Origin of the sequence: Desulfogranum marinum, from assembly GCF_016918565.1 — a bacterium.
Lineage (GTDB): Bacteria > Desulfobacterota > Desulfobulbia > Desulfobulbales > Desulfobulbaceae > Desulfogranum > Desulfogranum marinum.
The window spans coordinates 46,246-60,242 of record NZ_JAFFQD010000033.1; the positions used below are offsets into that span (position 1 = coordinate 46,246).

Below are 13,997 nucleotides of genomic sequence, written 5' to 3' on the forward strand. Positions count from 1 at the left end.
CGTCATGTTGCTTACATTTCTGCAGAACTCAGGCTTTGGCAGTCGTCACCATATCAAGCAGTCTGATCTTGACAAGATGACCAGAAGGACGCCTTTTTCGTCTTTTTTTAACTATGTGGCCTTTGACAGGCAAACAGAGGTCTATATCAACCAGGACGACAGCCTGGGGATGCTCTGGGAGTGCTATCCAGTAGTGTATGCCGGTCCCAAGACGATCAATGCCCTGGAAGGATTGTTCAGGGCGGGTATTCCCAAAGAGAGTGTCATTCAGTTCACTTTTCATGCTGATTCGCACATCGAACCGATCCTGGATCGATACCAGGCAAGCAGGAGTAGAGAGGAGCTGATCATTGCCTCCAACACCGACAAGGTGAAGGAGTTTATGGTCCAAGGCAAAAAGGGCCTCAAGGCCTGCAGCAATATCCCGGTACGTAATTTCAGGCTGTATGTCGCCCTCACCATCCCTTCAGGAAGCCAGGGCATGCCCAAACCTGAAGACTTGACAGACAGGACCAAGGCTGCGCCGCTGATGGAAATCAAGCGGCAGGTCAATGAAACCCTGAAAGCAGCGCTGCTTTCCCCTGCACCAATGGCGCCGGAAGAGCTGCTGGAATGGTTGCGCCGACTCATCAACAGCTATCCCGAGGGATATCCGGAAGACAATTTCAATGCGTACAGCGACCAGGTACCGCTAAGAAAACAGATCATCACCGCCGATACGACCATCCGTGCAGAGAAGGACCATATGGTGGTGGGTGATAAGTACTTTTGTTGCACCACGCCCAAAATAATCCCAAAGCAGGTGGATTCCCTGCAGACCAACGCCCTCTTCGGCGGGATCTGGGGTGTGGTGTCTGATGCAGATCAGATCAAGACCGACTTTCTGTACACCTTCAATATCATCTTTGAGAAGGGCCTGGAGATGAAAATTCATGGCAAATGTAACCTCCTCTTAAATCAACAGGCAGTCGGTTCTCTGTCCACCACGCTGAGAAGAAAACAGCAAGAATTTATGCAGGCAACAGATCAGCTGGAAGGAGGAGAAAAATTTATCAAAGTGATCCCCATCGTATGGGTGTGGAATGAGGATCTAGAGAAAGCCAGAGATAGCCTGACCAGGGTCAGGAGGTTATGGGAAAACCAAGGCTATGTGATGCAGAAAGATAACATGATCCTTAAGATCCTGTTTCTCTCCTCCTTTCCCTTCTGCATGTACACCAGCGGCAATAATATTGAAAATTTGGAGCGTGATTTTGTTGCTCCTGTCAGCTCGGTTACCCCGCTCCTTCCTGTACAGGGTGACTTCTCAGGCTCTGGTGGTGATCCCAACCTGATTTTTATCGGCAGAAAAGGGCAACTCGTCTCACTGGACTTCTTTGCCAAGGGGGCAGCCAACCATAACGTGCTCTGCTGTGCAACGTCTGGCTCCGGCAAATCGTTTTTGATTAACTACATTGCTTTCAACTACTACGCCACCAACGCCATGGTGCGGATCATTGATATCGGTGGCTCCTATAAAAAGATTGCACGGATGCTTGGCGCGAAATACCTCGACTTCCAGGCTGACACCGATGTGTGTCTCAATCCCTTCACCTACATCCTGGAGCCTGACGAGGAACTGAAGTCGGTCGCTGCAGTCTTTGCGCAGATGGCGTATTCCAACTCTGACAGTGACAAGTGTGATGATACAGAGATGAACCTGATCCGTAATGCGGTTCGCTGGGCATGGCAGGAAAAGAGACAAGCAGCCGATGCTGATACGGTCTACGCCTTTCTGATGCAGTTTCCGGAAGTACCGAACGCTGATCTTTCCGAGCTGGCCGACAACAGGCGGTTGATTGAAAGTGCCAGGAAGCTGGCCTTTAACATCCGTGAGTTCACGTCCCACGGCTTTCATGGCAAATTCTTTATCGGCCCTTCTACTTTTGACATTCGCAGGGATGAATTTGTGGTGCTGGAACTGGAAAACCTCAAGGTTCAGCCTGATCTGTACCGGGTCGTGACCCTGCTGATTATCAATGCTGTCACCCAGGATCTGTATTTATCTGACCGTTCTCGCCCCAGGTTGGTGATATTTGAAGAGGCATGGCAGTTCCTGGATAAAGCCGCCATGCTTGCCCCAGTGGTCACCGAGGGCTACCGCAGGGCCAGAAAGTACAACGGGAGCTTCATGGTAGTCACCCAATCCTTACTCGACCTGCAAAATTTTGGTGAGGTCGGCAAGGTGGTGAACGGAAACTCGCAGTTTAAGATCATGCTCGAGTCCGGTGACTTTAGCCAGGCAAAGAGCATGGAGCTGATCGACTATGACGATTTCACCATGGAGCTGCTCAAGTCGCTCAAGTCCAACCCGCCCTACTATTCAGAGATCTTTTTTGATACCCCCTTTGGCCTTGGTGTGACACGCCTGGTGGTCAATGACTACGCCTATTTCATCTATACTTCCAAGGCATCTGAAATCGCCATGATTGAGCAGCTGGTTGACAAGGGTATGAGCCACCATGAAGCCATTGAACAGATGGTGCAACTGAGGCAGCAGGGTGAAATATAACATTTTTTGGATGCACATCCTGCTCATGCTTGCGATCCCTACGGTAGCATCAGCCATGACCGATCTTGGCCAGGTAGGGGAAGTATATCCGGTGGTCGAACCGGATGTGCGTGTGGAGATGCAGCAAAAGGCCGTTGAAGGGTGGGAGAAAAAGAAAAAGGAGTACCTTGAAAAGGTCCGAACCTACCAGCCTTTTGACCTGTATCCGTTACCCAGGGCCAAAGAGGAGAGGAGTTTTGCGGTTGATATGAGTTACACCCTGGATCAGGACGTGAAGGATAAGGACGGCAAGATTCTTTACCCTCAAGGCTATACCTTCAATCCCTTGGACTATATGCGCCTGTCTATTGGGCTGGTGGTGATTGACGGCAGTGATCCTGCACAAATCCGATGGTTCAAGCAGTCGCCCTATTCCAGCAATCACAGGGTAAAGCTGCTCCTTTCCGGGGGCTATGCACAACCCCTCATCCCTGAGCTGAACAGGGCCGTGTTCTATTTGAACAAGGACATTGCCGAGCGATTGCAGCTGACAGCGGTTCCCTGTGTTGCCGTACAAAAAGACAGGCACATGCAGGTCACTGAATTTTTGATTGAGGAGGAAAGGTGAAGAGAAAAACGCTCCTTATTGCCTGTCTGCTGACCGTCACCGTCAACACAAATAGTTGGTCAAAAGGCGGGGCACCGTTCAACCCGTTGACCGATATCCATTACCATGAGATCCAGTTGACCTTTCTGGGGCTGTGCATCTGCCCGGTCCCACCGCCGCTTTCCACGGTCATCGGCATCTTGTGGACCTATTGGGAGCCTTTTCTAGCCGTTGATACGGTGACGACACCATTTTACTCTCCCTTTCTGGGGATGCCGACAGGTGGTTCGTTGATAGACGAGTTGGGTGGAAAAAACGCCACTGCAGACTCAGTAAACATAGCCAACGAGTCCACCTATGCCCAGGCCCATGCCTACCCTCTTCCCATTCTCAACTGGCTCCTTTGTAACCGCTGGGACTATCCATTTTGGCTGACGGAGTTTGATCCGCAATGGCAGTTTGACGAACTTTCGATGTTCATCCATCCAGAGGCGGTGCTCTACGCCAATCCGGTCATGCAAATGGCATGTATGGCCGATGCCACCTCCACCAATGTGGGGTTTCCGATTGATGCGATGCCCTGGTGTATCGGCAGCGGAGGCTCTTCTTATCCTATGACCGGCCATGTGGATAATGACAATATCGTCCAGGCCAACAATACCGCAGCTGCCCGGCTGATCTATAAGCTCAACCGGATCCTGCTTATCTGTGATCACGCGCTGAACCCCTGTGGTTGTTTACCGACACCGGTTTGGGTGAAGAGTAATTACAAGATGCACGTTGTTCGCCCTGGCGTTCGTGGTCCTGCCTGGCCCATGGGAGTCAATGCGGCGTATTACAACGCTGGGCTCAATGCCCCGTTTGTCGGGGGCGGGTTGGGACCCAATGACGAATTCCTATGGACAGTATACAGGAGGCAATTTTGCTGTACGTGCTGCGACTAATCCTTTTTCTTTGCCTCTTTGTTACATCGGCCATTGCCAGTGAACCAAATCTGGCTGACTCGGTAAAGTATGTCATGGAGCAGGCCAGAGAGACAGGTGCAGCCATGAGCCTGCCGGATAACCGCTATCAAGAGGAGGGGTTTCAGGCAGCCCAGGCAAGCGCAAACCAATTTCATTCTGCACCATTCCAGGAAAAGCTCCAGTGCGAACAACAGCGCATCAGGGAGGAGGTTTTCCCTGATGCGCTCGATGAGCCACCACAGAGCAAGGAAGCTGTCGCCGGGAAACTCGCAGAAACGGAAAAGGTCTATCTCTTTTTCTCCAGTGCCATGCCCGATACGACGGTCCACAGCTATCTTGCAGCGTTGGCAACGATCAATGAGCCAAACCTGGTCATGTTGATGAAGGGCTTTGTACCTGGTAAGCGGGATCAATACTTGATCCAGATCACCAAAAAGAATCTCAGTTGCAGGGATCAGTTACAACCTGAAAACCAACATATTTGTGAACGCTACGAGGTACCAATCAAAATCCAACCCTCACTGTTTACCAAATACGAGATTACCCAGGTACCTGCCCTGGTCTACGAGCGCGGGGATGCAGCGTGGAAAGTGACCGGTGATATGGCGCTCGACTACCTGCTGGAGAGGATTAATCGAGAGGTGAAGAGTACCAGCCTGGCAGGATTGGTCAACAAGTTACGAGGAAGCTGAGCAATGAACGAGAACGAGGCAAAGAGGGAACCGAGAAAAAGCAACCTGACACCGAGCTACCTAGAGGTTGTTTTGATTGTGCTGATTGTAGTTGGTGGAGCCGTATACGGCTATGACCGGTATTTTGCCCAGAAAGTCAAAGTAGTGGATATGAGCAGTTATCTCCGCCGCCAAAAAGAACAGATAGCGACAGGAGAGATAACAGCAGATGCGTTCAAGGTAGATCTGGAAAGAGTTGATCAACTCGTGAGCCAGGATGCAGAGCTCCACCACAATCACATCTATATCCTCAAAGAAGTTGTGCTGAAAAATGGCGAGGAACTTCGTCTTGACCAATAAAAAGCCGTTCTGGTATCTCAGCAGGCAAGAGCAGACCGTTATCCTGGTGCTGCTGGCCGCGATGCTTGTCGGTACAACGTTGCCGAGCCGGATCATTGTCGCTACCAGCGACTCTCTCGATCGACGGGTTTTCTTTAAGGTGCCAGTTACCCCTTCCAGGATCCAGAGAGGCGATTACCTTTTATTTCCACTGCATGGAGAAGAACACAGACCATTTCTTCGCCAAGGGATCACGGAAAACCATGTGCTGATTAAAAAGGTAGGTTGTGTTCCTGGGGACCTGCTTACCAAGGAGAGTGGAGGCGTATTTTCCTGTCAGCAGAGCACAGTCGGCAAAGCCCTGGTGAAAGACAGCCACGGGCACGTACTGCCGGTGTTTAGTTTTAACGGCCCTGTTCCCCAGAACAGCTACTTCATGATGGGGACCAATCCCCGCAGCTATGATTCACGATACTTTGGGTTCATACATGGTGACGCATTCATCGCAAAAGCGCTGCCGCTCTGGTAGTGCCCTGCTCTTGTTCCTGATGCTTGGGCTTGTCTATGCTCCGGGGCTTTTTTCTGCCCAGAAGGGAGCAGGTACGACCTTCTACACAAAGCAGAAAGAAGGCTGGTTCTGGTATCACGACCCCGTTCAGGAGCCGGAAGTAAAAGTAAAACAGCCGGAACAACCTGAACCGCCGCTGCAGAAACCACGACCTGCTCAGGAGAATAAATACCGCGAGACCGATCTGGAAGAATACGGCATCGAGGAGCTGTGGGGTATGTACCCCGATGATTTCCAAGAGCTACTCGATCATGTCCAGAATCTAGCGGTCCAGGAGCCCACTGAAAAGAATGTCCTCCGTTATCTGGTGATGCAGGACGTTGCCAGACGCAAGGCATTAGCCTACACCAACTCCTCTATGTATGTGACCCAGAAATATGGAGATCTGTTTAACGTCAATCAGGTCTATCCCACTTCTAAGCCAGGCGTAACCGCCAGGGTACAGCTGCAGCAACAGGAAATCGGCAAGACTATAGCTGTTGCCAGGAACAATCACGCGTTGATCTCCTTTACCAGTCCGACATGCAGGTTCTGCGAACGGCAAAACTCCATTCTTGCCTACTTTGTCGAGAAATACGGTTGGCAGGTTAAACCAGTGGATATAAGCAGGCAGCCAGGTATTGCTGCCAGATTTGGTATTGAGTCCACCCCTACCCTCCTGCTCATCCAAAAAGGAAGGGAGGAGTATATGACGGTATCAGTTGGTGTGGTGGCGCTGACAGAGCTGGAACGCAAGCTGTACCGGGCCATTCGTTACCTGGGCGGCGAAACCAGGGATGACAACTTCCTCATGTATGACTTTCAAAAGGGATCAGCGCTTGATCCGACCTCAATCCTCAACCAAGGTGGTCACCCATGGAAAAGAGACTGATCACGATCATTATGGCCGTTTTCCTTTGTATTGGCTCTGCCCAGGCGGAGTGGGTCGATGATTGGCTGCAGCAACGCAGCACCAATGGTCCGAACTATTTTCACGGCCAAGAGAGAGGCTTTTACCAAGGGGGCAGTTTTTCAACCCGTTGGTCCAACACCAACGATTTTCCACTCACCGTAGAGTCTCCCCGGATAAAAGCCGGCTGTGGCGGAATCGATGTCTTTTTAGGTGGCATGAGCTTCATGAACGCTGATTATCTGGTGAACAAGCTCCAGGGGATTTTGACCAATGCTGCAGCCGTAGCCTTTGATTTGGGATTGAAAACACTTTGTGAGCAGTGTTCCAATACGATTAAAAATTTTGAGGCGCTGGCCGACAGTCTCAACTCCATGCAGATAGAGGAATGTGCTGCTGCCCAAGGAATGGTGGGCGTGGTGATGGACAAAAATGGGTTCCATTCAGCAGAGGTCATGCGGGAGAAGCTCGGTACCGCGATCAAGGAAAATAAGCTAAGTCAGGGCATCACCGAGATGTGGGATATCGCCACCAAAGATGACCAGGCGAATAACAATGTTCCGCAGACAGCCGATGTTGTGCGCATTAACAGTGGATGTAATGCCGATATTACTGCAACCTTCCTCTCCGGCGGCTCCCTGCTGGCAAACCTTGGGAGCAAGATGGGCGTTCCAACCGGTCATACGGACCTGATTCGTGGTCTGGTAGGCGATGTAATCCTGAGTGGCCCGGCCAATGCCTACAAGGTTGCCTACGAAGGCCCCTGTCCCCAAAATAATGCAGATGATATCAAGGGGATTTCCGAGGGGGTACTGTATGCGAAAAACAGTGGTGGTACCTGCCACCAGATTGCAGACACCAACCGGGATTTGGTGCAGTACGTGACCACTACCCTGGACGGTATTGCCACCAAGATTGAAACCAGGGGAGCACTGAGCACTACAGAGCAGGACTTTCTTGCTGCAACGCCCCTCTCCCCACTTCCCATCCTCAAGACAGCCATCGGCAGCAACATGCGGGGGAGCATGATCAGCAGTCTTGCCGACATTACCGCCAAGGCCTACAGCCTGCAGATGCTTTCCGATCTCTATATTCGCGGTGAAGCCATTGGGGTGAAAGCCAAGGAAATGCTGGAGAAGCAGGCAGGAGCAGCCAGTGGTGCGCCTGCTGAAAATTGTAACCCCGCAGTCTTTGCCGGCCATATTGATTCGGATCTGAGTGTGATGCTCAACAAAATCCGGCAGCTGCAGGAAGCATCACGGACTGCCTATATCGCCTCAGCCAAGGAGATGACGACCATCATGACCTACTTGGAGAAGATGCAGCGAATTGAGACCCAGATGGTGAGCGAAATTACCCGCAGGTACGGCAAGGACGTTGCTTCAAGAATACAACTCTAGGATGAAGTGATGAAAAGACATATCCCTTTTTTGGTCACCATTATTGTGCTGTTTGCAGGACCGGCAATGGCCCTGGACATGGAGTTTTACACCTATGGTGGTTTTAATCCGGTTGTACAAGCCTTCACCAAAGTAGCCTTGATCTTTGGTGATAATGCCTATAAGGGGTTGCTTGTAGTTGTGACCGTCCTTGGAACGGTTGCTGCCGCAATAGGGATGATAGCCAAGGCGACTGTTAGTGGAAAAATCAGTTTAACCTGGCCGGTGCCGGTTCTTGCCGGGATGGCGATCTACATTGCCCTGTTTGTCCCTACTGGCAATATCACCGTCTATGATCCTACTTTAAACAGGTTCCAGATTGTTGGCGGTGTCCCGGATGCAATCGTATTCACAGCCGGCACGCTCAATAAGCTGGAGAAAGGTCTGGTCGATATCATTGACACAGCCTCTGCTCCGAATGCTCAGTATCTCGATAAGGCTGGTGGAATTGGCTTTAAGGCCCTGGAGGCAATCAGAGGATCAAGCCCCAAAGACAATCACGCAAGAACCTCGATGATCCGCTACATTAAGGACTGTGTGACCTTTGAATTGCTGCGGCCTGGGAGCACTATCGACCTAGATACCATGCGCAATTCCAGCACCAATTTCCTCACCCAGTTAGCAGGCGCCCAAAATCCCGCTATTTACACCGTCTATTACGACAGTGTGCATCCGGAGGGGCAAAGTTTGACCTGTACCGCAGCCTGGAACAGGATACAGCCCATCTATGCGAATCCAGCCAATTATGATGAGGCAATAAAGCGTGCCTGCAGCAAGGCCCATTTTGATCCCAACAGTACGGTGGAGATGAATACATGTGAGAACTTGATCCGCAGCACAATGCTTCATGTTACCGGCACAGCTCAGACTCCGGAACGTTTGATCCAACAGCGTCAGATTGCCGAGATCCTCTATAACTTCTATTACATGGATGATTATGAAACGTCAGTATTAATGGAGGCAGACAGGAAAATTGTATCCACAGGGATGGGGATCGGCATTACCATGAACGAATGGATACCGATCATCAGGGCCATTATGACGGCAGTTGCCATCGGTACCCTCCCCTTGCTTGCCCTCTTTCTTCCGACCCCGGTCATTGGTAGAGCAGCTTCGGTCATGTTTGGTTTTTTTGTTTTCCTCACCACCTGGGGCATCACCGATGCTGTCATCCATGGGGCTGCCATGGACTACGCCTCTTACGCTTTTGAAGATGTACGGCAATCCAACCTGGGCGTATATGCCATGGCCTCCTTTCCCAATATGTCACTCAAAATGCTGGCCATGTTCGGGGTGATCCGTTCAGCCGGGATCATGTTGGCCAGTATTTTCTCCATGATGTTAGTCCGGTTTGGAGGGTCGGCCCTTGCTCACTTTGCGACCAACCTCAACAGTATTGCCAGGGGAGCAGGGGCTCAAGCTGGTTCGTTGCTCACTCCGGAAGGCAACGCCTCTGCAATGGCTGAACAGACGAGAATTGCAGGCCTACTGGAAGGTATGCAGGAACATCGTTTTACCAATATGGCTGCAGCCGGTGCTTACAAGATGCACTCCAATGTCGGAGGGTATCATGCCGCCATGAATACCAGAAATGCACTGCAGAAATCTGGACACCTTCCGCAGGGTACTGCGGCAACTGAGTATGCCCAGGCAGAAGCATCTGCAAACAGGTCTGCTGGGACAAGTTCGGGGATGTTTGGTGTAACTACCGGTCTGGATGGAAACGCATCACGGATGAAGGGTGAATCTGTCAACACTGATGGATCTGTAACTAGCATGACTACGGGTGCTGGTGGCAAGGGTGTTGCCACCGACACCCTGGCTGCAGGTACAGCTCAGTATCACGTAGGTGCTGATGGAGGCCAGAATTTAGAATATGCCGATGTGCGGAATGTTAATTCCATCAGTGTCGGTCAATCCCTACAGAATCAGCTTATCGATTCAGCATCTACAAGCCTTGGTGGTTCAAAGAACTGGAGTTCATTAACTCAGCAGTTGCAAAAAGACAGCCTTAACAGCTCAAGCGCTCAGAGTTATAGCGAGAGGCTTAATAACTCCATAAGAGAGAATTGGAATAGGTCGTTTAATGATTCATCGAGCTTTGTTCATTCGATGGATCAAAGCACAGTTACAAAGTTTAACTCAGCTGTTGGAGCTGGTTTTAAAAAAATTGAACTTGGGACAAATGGTCAACTCTCTATTGTGGGCAATGATGGCGAGAGAGTTCATTTTAATGTTTCCGAACAAACAGCTCAAGCCTTTGCAAGAGATGAGGCAAAGATAAGAAGTCAGGCTATTCAAGATACATTTACCAATTCACAAGGTCTTGATTATCTCACCAATGTTTCTAGGCAATTGGGAGTTTCCGAAGCATACTCATTCCTTAGTGATGCAAAAAGAGTTCAGGCAGCTACCGAGTCTTATGGTGCAAACGCTGAAACAGCTCTGGTACGGGATTATGCAATAAATCATTACGGTGAGGAAACACCTGCAAATATCAGAAAAACTATGACCTATTTAAACCACCTGGCTGAAAATGACCCTAGTCGCCTGAACAGAATTGTCGAAGGTTTCTTAAGTGGTCGAGGTTATGGACGTGGCAGTACAGCCAATTCTGTAAGAAGTGCTATTGATGCGACTAAATCTAGGTTACATGATGATGCAATCCTGAAAGGTGCAGTTGATCATATCGCCAATGCCGCAGGACAAAAGGCATCAGGAGTTAGGCCGAGCAATTTAACACCACCAGACTCTAAAGGAATACGTGAACCGGATAAAACAGGCGTAGCGAAAATTGCAGATAGCTTGAAAAGCAGAAATCGTCATGAAGAAACTGGTGAGGGAAGAATACGAACAACCCCCACAGGAATGGCTAAAGAGGGGGTTGGGAAGGTGTTTCAGGGAGTCGTAGACAGTCAGGGAATGCGACCAACAGATAAAGGGGCTTTTGATTATGTTAACCCGGTTCGAGGCTCTAAAAACGTACCACCAGCGGGACCAATCCCCAAGGACGCACCATCAACCCTTGGAGGGAAAGATGATTAGTTACTTTGACCATCTATCTTCATTGAAGACATTGCATGATAAAGAAGAATACTCTGGATCAAGGACGACATCATTATCTTGAGCATATACATAATCATCGGATCTTTTTTTTTTGATGACTGAACGCAACCCACTCCCCAGGAGTCCCAATAATGAGACATTACGAGTAGGAACTTCTTCGTCATGGAACAGCTTGCCACAAGCAGCACAGTACTCGTCATCTTCACAATGACAACCGCAATGAGGGCAAACTGCGTAATCAAAAGTCATAATCTCACCTTTACGTAAAGACAGGTCAACAAAAGGCAATAACTATACAAATTTTTACAACAATGTATAGAAAAGTCAAGTCCAGTACAAACGGGATAAATTGAAACGTCTCTTTATCCTCATATTTTTTTCCGCCGCAACCACTGCAGCCAAATGCAGGACGGTATTGGCAAGTACCTGCAAAAGCACGAAGGCGTCAGGGTAACCCAGTTACAACAGGATCGCCTCTCACAGTAGGATTATCTGATAGAATATTTCTGCGCGCTACCTTATTTGTCTAAAGGTATAGAGATTCACCCTGACTTTATCCGATCTTTGATCTTGGCTGACTCTAACGGAGATACCCAGGCTTTATCATTCAAAAATGCCAGAGGCCTTACCCAGATCATTTTTACAACAGGCCAAGAAACTGCTAGAGCAATTACTCGAAGTCAAGCTATAGATCTTGAGCAAATTGAGTATGTCACCAGAACCCAATTAGAGCAACTCGCTCCAGAGGATCTCAACGATTCTGCAGTCAACATCATGTTGGCTTGCTACCAGATATCTAAATATAACAAAGAGTATCAGGGCCACCTTGATCTTGTCGTGTCAGCCTGGAACTTAGGGGCCGGATCGAATAACAACGGGCACCCTCCAGAATATCAAGAAACCTTGAACTTAATAGGCAAGGTTAATGGGTTATTTAGGTTTTTTATTCAAAGTAGATTATGAAGGCTGGTAATACCTTGGCATGTCATTTACCTTTTGAACTCTATCTCTTTCCAAGTTTCCCATCATTGTTGAATGTGAGCATCCTATTTTCTCCGTTGAACAAGCCCAGAAATAATATCCCTCCGATGTTACTGTTAAATGGTCATATTGACTTCTGCTATGACCATCAGTATGATTAAGTCATACTTCAAGAGGAAACTATATAATGCAATCAGAAAAAGCCGAAAGAATTACGATCACTTTACCACCCGAGATGTTGGCCTCTATAAAGAAAAAGGTTAGCTCGGGTTCTTATGGTTCAACAAGCGAGCTCATCAGGGAAGCCCTGAGGCTATGGCAGAAAAAAGAAGAAGAGCATAACGCAAGGATATCTTTAATTCGTGAGCGTTTGGCACATTCAGCGCAAAGCGGCGACCCAGTGCCACTTGAAACTGCTTTTAAAAGTATTGAGAAGCACCACAAGCTACGGATAAAGAAACAAGCTAATGAAAACATATAATGTTTACTTGTTACCGGATGCTATCAAAGATTTGGAGGGGATCTACGATTACATTACAGAACAAAGCGGGTACCCAGAAAGAGCTTGGGCGTACATTGAAAAACTTCGTGATAAATGCCAAAAACTAGAAACAGCACCTTTACGAGGCCAAAAACGAAATGACTTAATGGAAAAATTAAGAGTCTATCCTCTCGATAAAAAAGCCGTTGCAGCCTTTGTCGTTAATGAAGACGAACAGACGGTAAGCATCTTAAATATTTTCTATGGTGGCAGAAATTACGAAGCCATCATGTCTGTCCCAAAAGGCAGCCATTAGATAAAACTATGCACTGACGACAATCGTTCCTGAAAGGATTGTAGCAGCCCGCAATGATAAACTATCAGACCTACAATCAAGTCAATTCCGAGCCCACATTAAGTGAGAATAAGGTAAAGTGAGGTGGGTTCACGCCTTTTCACTTTCAAGTAAGCTATTTTTGCCCATCCCCCGATATAGTCAAATTGAGGTTTCTTGCACAACGCCCCGAAAGGCGCGCATTCCTCTATCGGCGAATAATAACCTATTATACAGAACTATCGTTCTGACACCTCCTCAGAAAAAATTTCGTATGTTTATCGCCGAGGCACAGTCTATGGTTGTAGGTATACGTATAGTGAAGATTTGTACAGATAAGGTTAACCGGGCCTTGAGTACGAAAGAGGCTGTTTTTCAGCAAAATTGACAGAAGACTTTGGTTCGTATGAACAGGAAGAAGGTCAAGTAGGTATGCTGGTGGGATATTCAGATCTTCGATGCGGCAATGTTAACGATCAAAGTCACTTATGATGTGCTCTGTTACGCATGTTGCTAGAAATATAAGAATTTTTTTGCTTGTAGATAATTTTCTGGTTGTTCATTTCAATAAATTATATAAGAACTTTCTGAAAAAGGGAGCTTGTTTGAAACGAATTCGAAAAAGTTTCCAGAGGCTATATTCCTATACTAAAGTTTCCTGTAAATTATCATAGCAAAATCGCTAGTTCCTCAAGCCACCATGCGTAGGAGAGTTTTGACAAAAGAATTTTGCGGTCTTTGCCCTGGCAATGGGCAAACCGATTGAAAATCCTCACTCAATGCTGCTTCTGCCATGATTCTTCTCACATCTGAAAATGCAAATCCTGATCTACCACGGATTTTATGTTTGCGATCCGGTGCAGTTTGCAAGCGATCGGCATAAACCCATGTCAAGGTTGTGGCCATCATGCAGAAGTTAAGGTGATTCAACACCGAATCAGCATTTCTGGTTTGAGATTTTGAGTTTCCAATCTCCTGCTTGATTTCTTTAAATCCAGATTCGATATCCCATCATCAAAACACATATAAACTTTAATTTGACGAAGGAGACAGCATCTGCGATAATAAATATAGAAGATTTACTGGAGTTGGTTCGATGGATTAAGGCGAACAATGAAAGAAAAACT

The 13,997-nt window shown here is 48.3% G+C and carries 13 protein-coding genes and 1 pseudogene; 12 read left to right on the plus strand and 2 right to left on the minus strand.

Features of this window, described 5'->3' with window-relative positions:
• The first annotated feature begins 4 nt into the window (after positions 1-4).
• From JWH17_RS16850 to JWH17_RS16890, 9 genes are read left to right on the plus strand one after another with little or no spacing between them, the layout of a single operon-like run.
• A complete protein-coding gene (locus JWH17_RS16850; protein WP_205223825.1) occupies positions 5-2,551 on the plus strand; it encodes a TraC family protein in 2,547 nt (848 codons plus the stop codon).
• Positions 2,541-3,158 (plus strand): hypothetical protein, encoded by a 618-nt coding sequence (locus tag JWH17_RS16855; RefSeq protein WP_205223826.1) that lies wholly within the window; start codon positions 2,541-2,543, stop codon positions 3,156-3,158. Before JWH17_RS16850 ends, JWH17_RS16855 begins: the two co-directional genes overlap by 11 nt.
• Entirely contained in the window at positions 3,155-4,081 is a 927-nt protein-coding gene (locus JWH17_RS16860; RefSeq protein WP_205223827.1) for a TraU family protein, read from the plus strand. Before JWH17_RS16855 ends, JWH17_RS16860 begins: the two co-directional genes overlap by 4 nt.
• Entirely contained in the window at positions 4,036-4,794 is a 759-nt protein-coding gene (locus JWH17_RS16865; RefSeq protein WP_205223828.1) for a TrbC family F-type conjugative pilus assembly protein, read from the plus strand. Before JWH17_RS16860 ends, JWH17_RS16865 begins: the two co-directional genes overlap by 46 nt.
• A gap of 3 nt (positions 4,795-4,797) precedes the next feature.
• On the plus strand, positions 4,798-5,133 hold the full coding sequence (locus JWH17_RS16870) for a hypothetical protein (protein WP_205223829.1): 336 nt from the start codon (positions 4,798-4,800) through the stop codon (positions 5,131-5,133).
• A complete protein-coding gene (locus JWH17_RS16875; protein WP_205223830.1) occupies positions 5,123-5,641 on the plus strand; it encodes a S26 family signal peptidase in 519 nt (172 codons plus the stop codon). The genes JWH17_RS16870 and JWH17_RS16875 overlap by 11 nt, the downstream gene beginning before the upstream one ends.
• Positions 5,601-6,551, plus strand: a complete 951-nt coding sequence (locus JWH17_RS16880) for a conjugal transfer protein TraF (protein ID WP_205223831.1) — start codon at positions 5,601-5,603, stop codon at positions 6,549-6,551. Before JWH17_RS16875 ends, JWH17_RS16880 begins: the two co-directional genes overlap by 41 nt.
• Complete coding sequence (locus JWH17_RS16885; RefSeq protein ID WP_205223832.1) at positions 6,536-7,969, plus strand: conjugal transfer protein TraH; 1,434 nt, start codon at positions 6,536-6,538, stop codon at positions 7,967-7,969. Before JWH17_RS16880 ends, JWH17_RS16885 begins: the two co-directional genes overlap by 16 nt.
• Before the next feature lie 9 nt (positions 7,970-7,978).
• Positions 7,979-11,053, plus strand: a complete 3,075-nt coding sequence (locus JWH17_RS16890; protein WP_205223833.1) for a conjugal transfer protein TraG N-terminal domain-containing protein — start codon at positions 7,979-7,981, stop codon at positions 11,051-11,053.
• Here JWH17_RS16890 and JWH17_RS16895 read toward each other — a convergent pair whose 3' ends face one another.
• Positions 11,054-11,323, minus strand: a complete 270-nt coding sequence (locus JWH17_RS16895) for a hypothetical protein (RefSeq protein ID WP_205223834.1) — start codon at positions 11,321-11,323, stop codon at positions 11,054-11,056.
• 273 nt (positions 11,324-11,596) lie between these two features.
• On the opposite strand from JWH17_RS16895, the gene JWH17_RS16900 reads away from it, so the two are divergent.
• The 3 genes from JWH17_RS16900 (at position 11,597) to JWH17_RS16910 (ending at position 12,852) form a co-directional block, all read left to right on the plus strand.
• Complete coding sequence (locus tag JWH17_RS16900; protein ID WP_269755875.1) at positions 11,597-12,037, plus strand: lytic transglycosylase domain-containing protein; 441 nt, start codon at positions 11,597-11,599, stop codon at positions 12,035-12,037.
• Between the two features lie 205 nt (positions 12,038-12,242).
• The gene (locus tag JWH17_RS16905) at positions 12,243-12,536 is read left to right on the plus strand and encodes a type II toxin-antitoxin system ParD family antitoxin (RefSeq protein ID WP_205223836.1); all 294 of its coding nucleotides are present in this window, start codon (positions 12,243-12,245) and stop codon (positions 12,534-12,536) included.
• Complete coding sequence (locus JWH17_RS16910) at positions 12,523-12,852, plus strand: type II toxin-antitoxin system RelE/ParE family toxin (RefSeq protein ID WP_205223837.1); 330 nt, start codon at positions 12,523-12,525, stop codon at positions 12,850-12,852. The genes JWH17_RS16905 and JWH17_RS16910 overlap by 14 nt, the downstream gene beginning before the upstream one ends.
• A 708-nt stretch (positions 12,853-13,560) precedes the next feature.
• Here the strand turns inward: JWH17_RS16910 and JWH17_RS24895 are convergent.
• Positions 13,561-13,881 (minus strand): annotated as a pseudogene (locus JWH17_RS24895) (IS701 family transposase); the annotation flags it as partial.
• Between the last annotated feature and the right edge of the window lie 116 nt (positions 13,882-13,997).

Bases quoted from the DNA above. Each gene is read 5' to 3' on its own strand.
- JWH17_RS16870 (WP_205223829.1), top strand. From the start codon at position 4,798: ATGAACGAGAACGAGGCAAAGAGGGAACCGAGAAAAAGCAACCTGACA.
- JWH17_RS16885 (WP_205223832.1), top strand. From the start codon at position 6,536: ATGGAAAAGAGACTGATCACGATCATTATGGCCGTTTTCCTTTGTATT.
- JWH17_RS16910 (WP_205223837.1), top strand. From the start codon at position 12,523: ATGAAAACATATAATGTTTACTTGTTACCGGATGCTATCAAAGATTTG.
- JWH17_RS16865 (WP_205223828.1), top strand. From the start codon at position 4,036: ATGGACAGTATACAGGAGGCAATTTTGCTGTACGTGCTGCGACTAATC.
- JWH17_RS16880 (WP_205223831.1), top strand. From the start codon at position 5,601: ATGGTGACGCATTCATCGCAAAAGCGCTGCCGCTCTGGTAGTGCCCTG.
- JWH17_RS16890 (WP_205223833.1), top strand. From the start codon at position 7,979: ATGAAAAGACATATCCCTTTTTTGGTCACCATTATTGTGCTGTTTGCA.
- JWH17_RS16895 (WP_205223834.1), bottom strand. From the start codon at position 11,323: ATGACTTTTGATTACGCAGTTTGCCCTCATTGCGGTTGTCATTGTGAA.
- JWH17_RS16905 (WP_205223836.1), top strand. From the start codon at position 12,243: ATGCAATCAGAAAAAGCCGAAAGAATTACGATCACTTTACCACCCGAG.
- JWH17_RS16850 (WP_205223825.1), top strand. From the start codon at position 5: ATGTTGCTTACATTTCTGCAGAACTCAGGCTTTGGCAGTCGTCACCAT.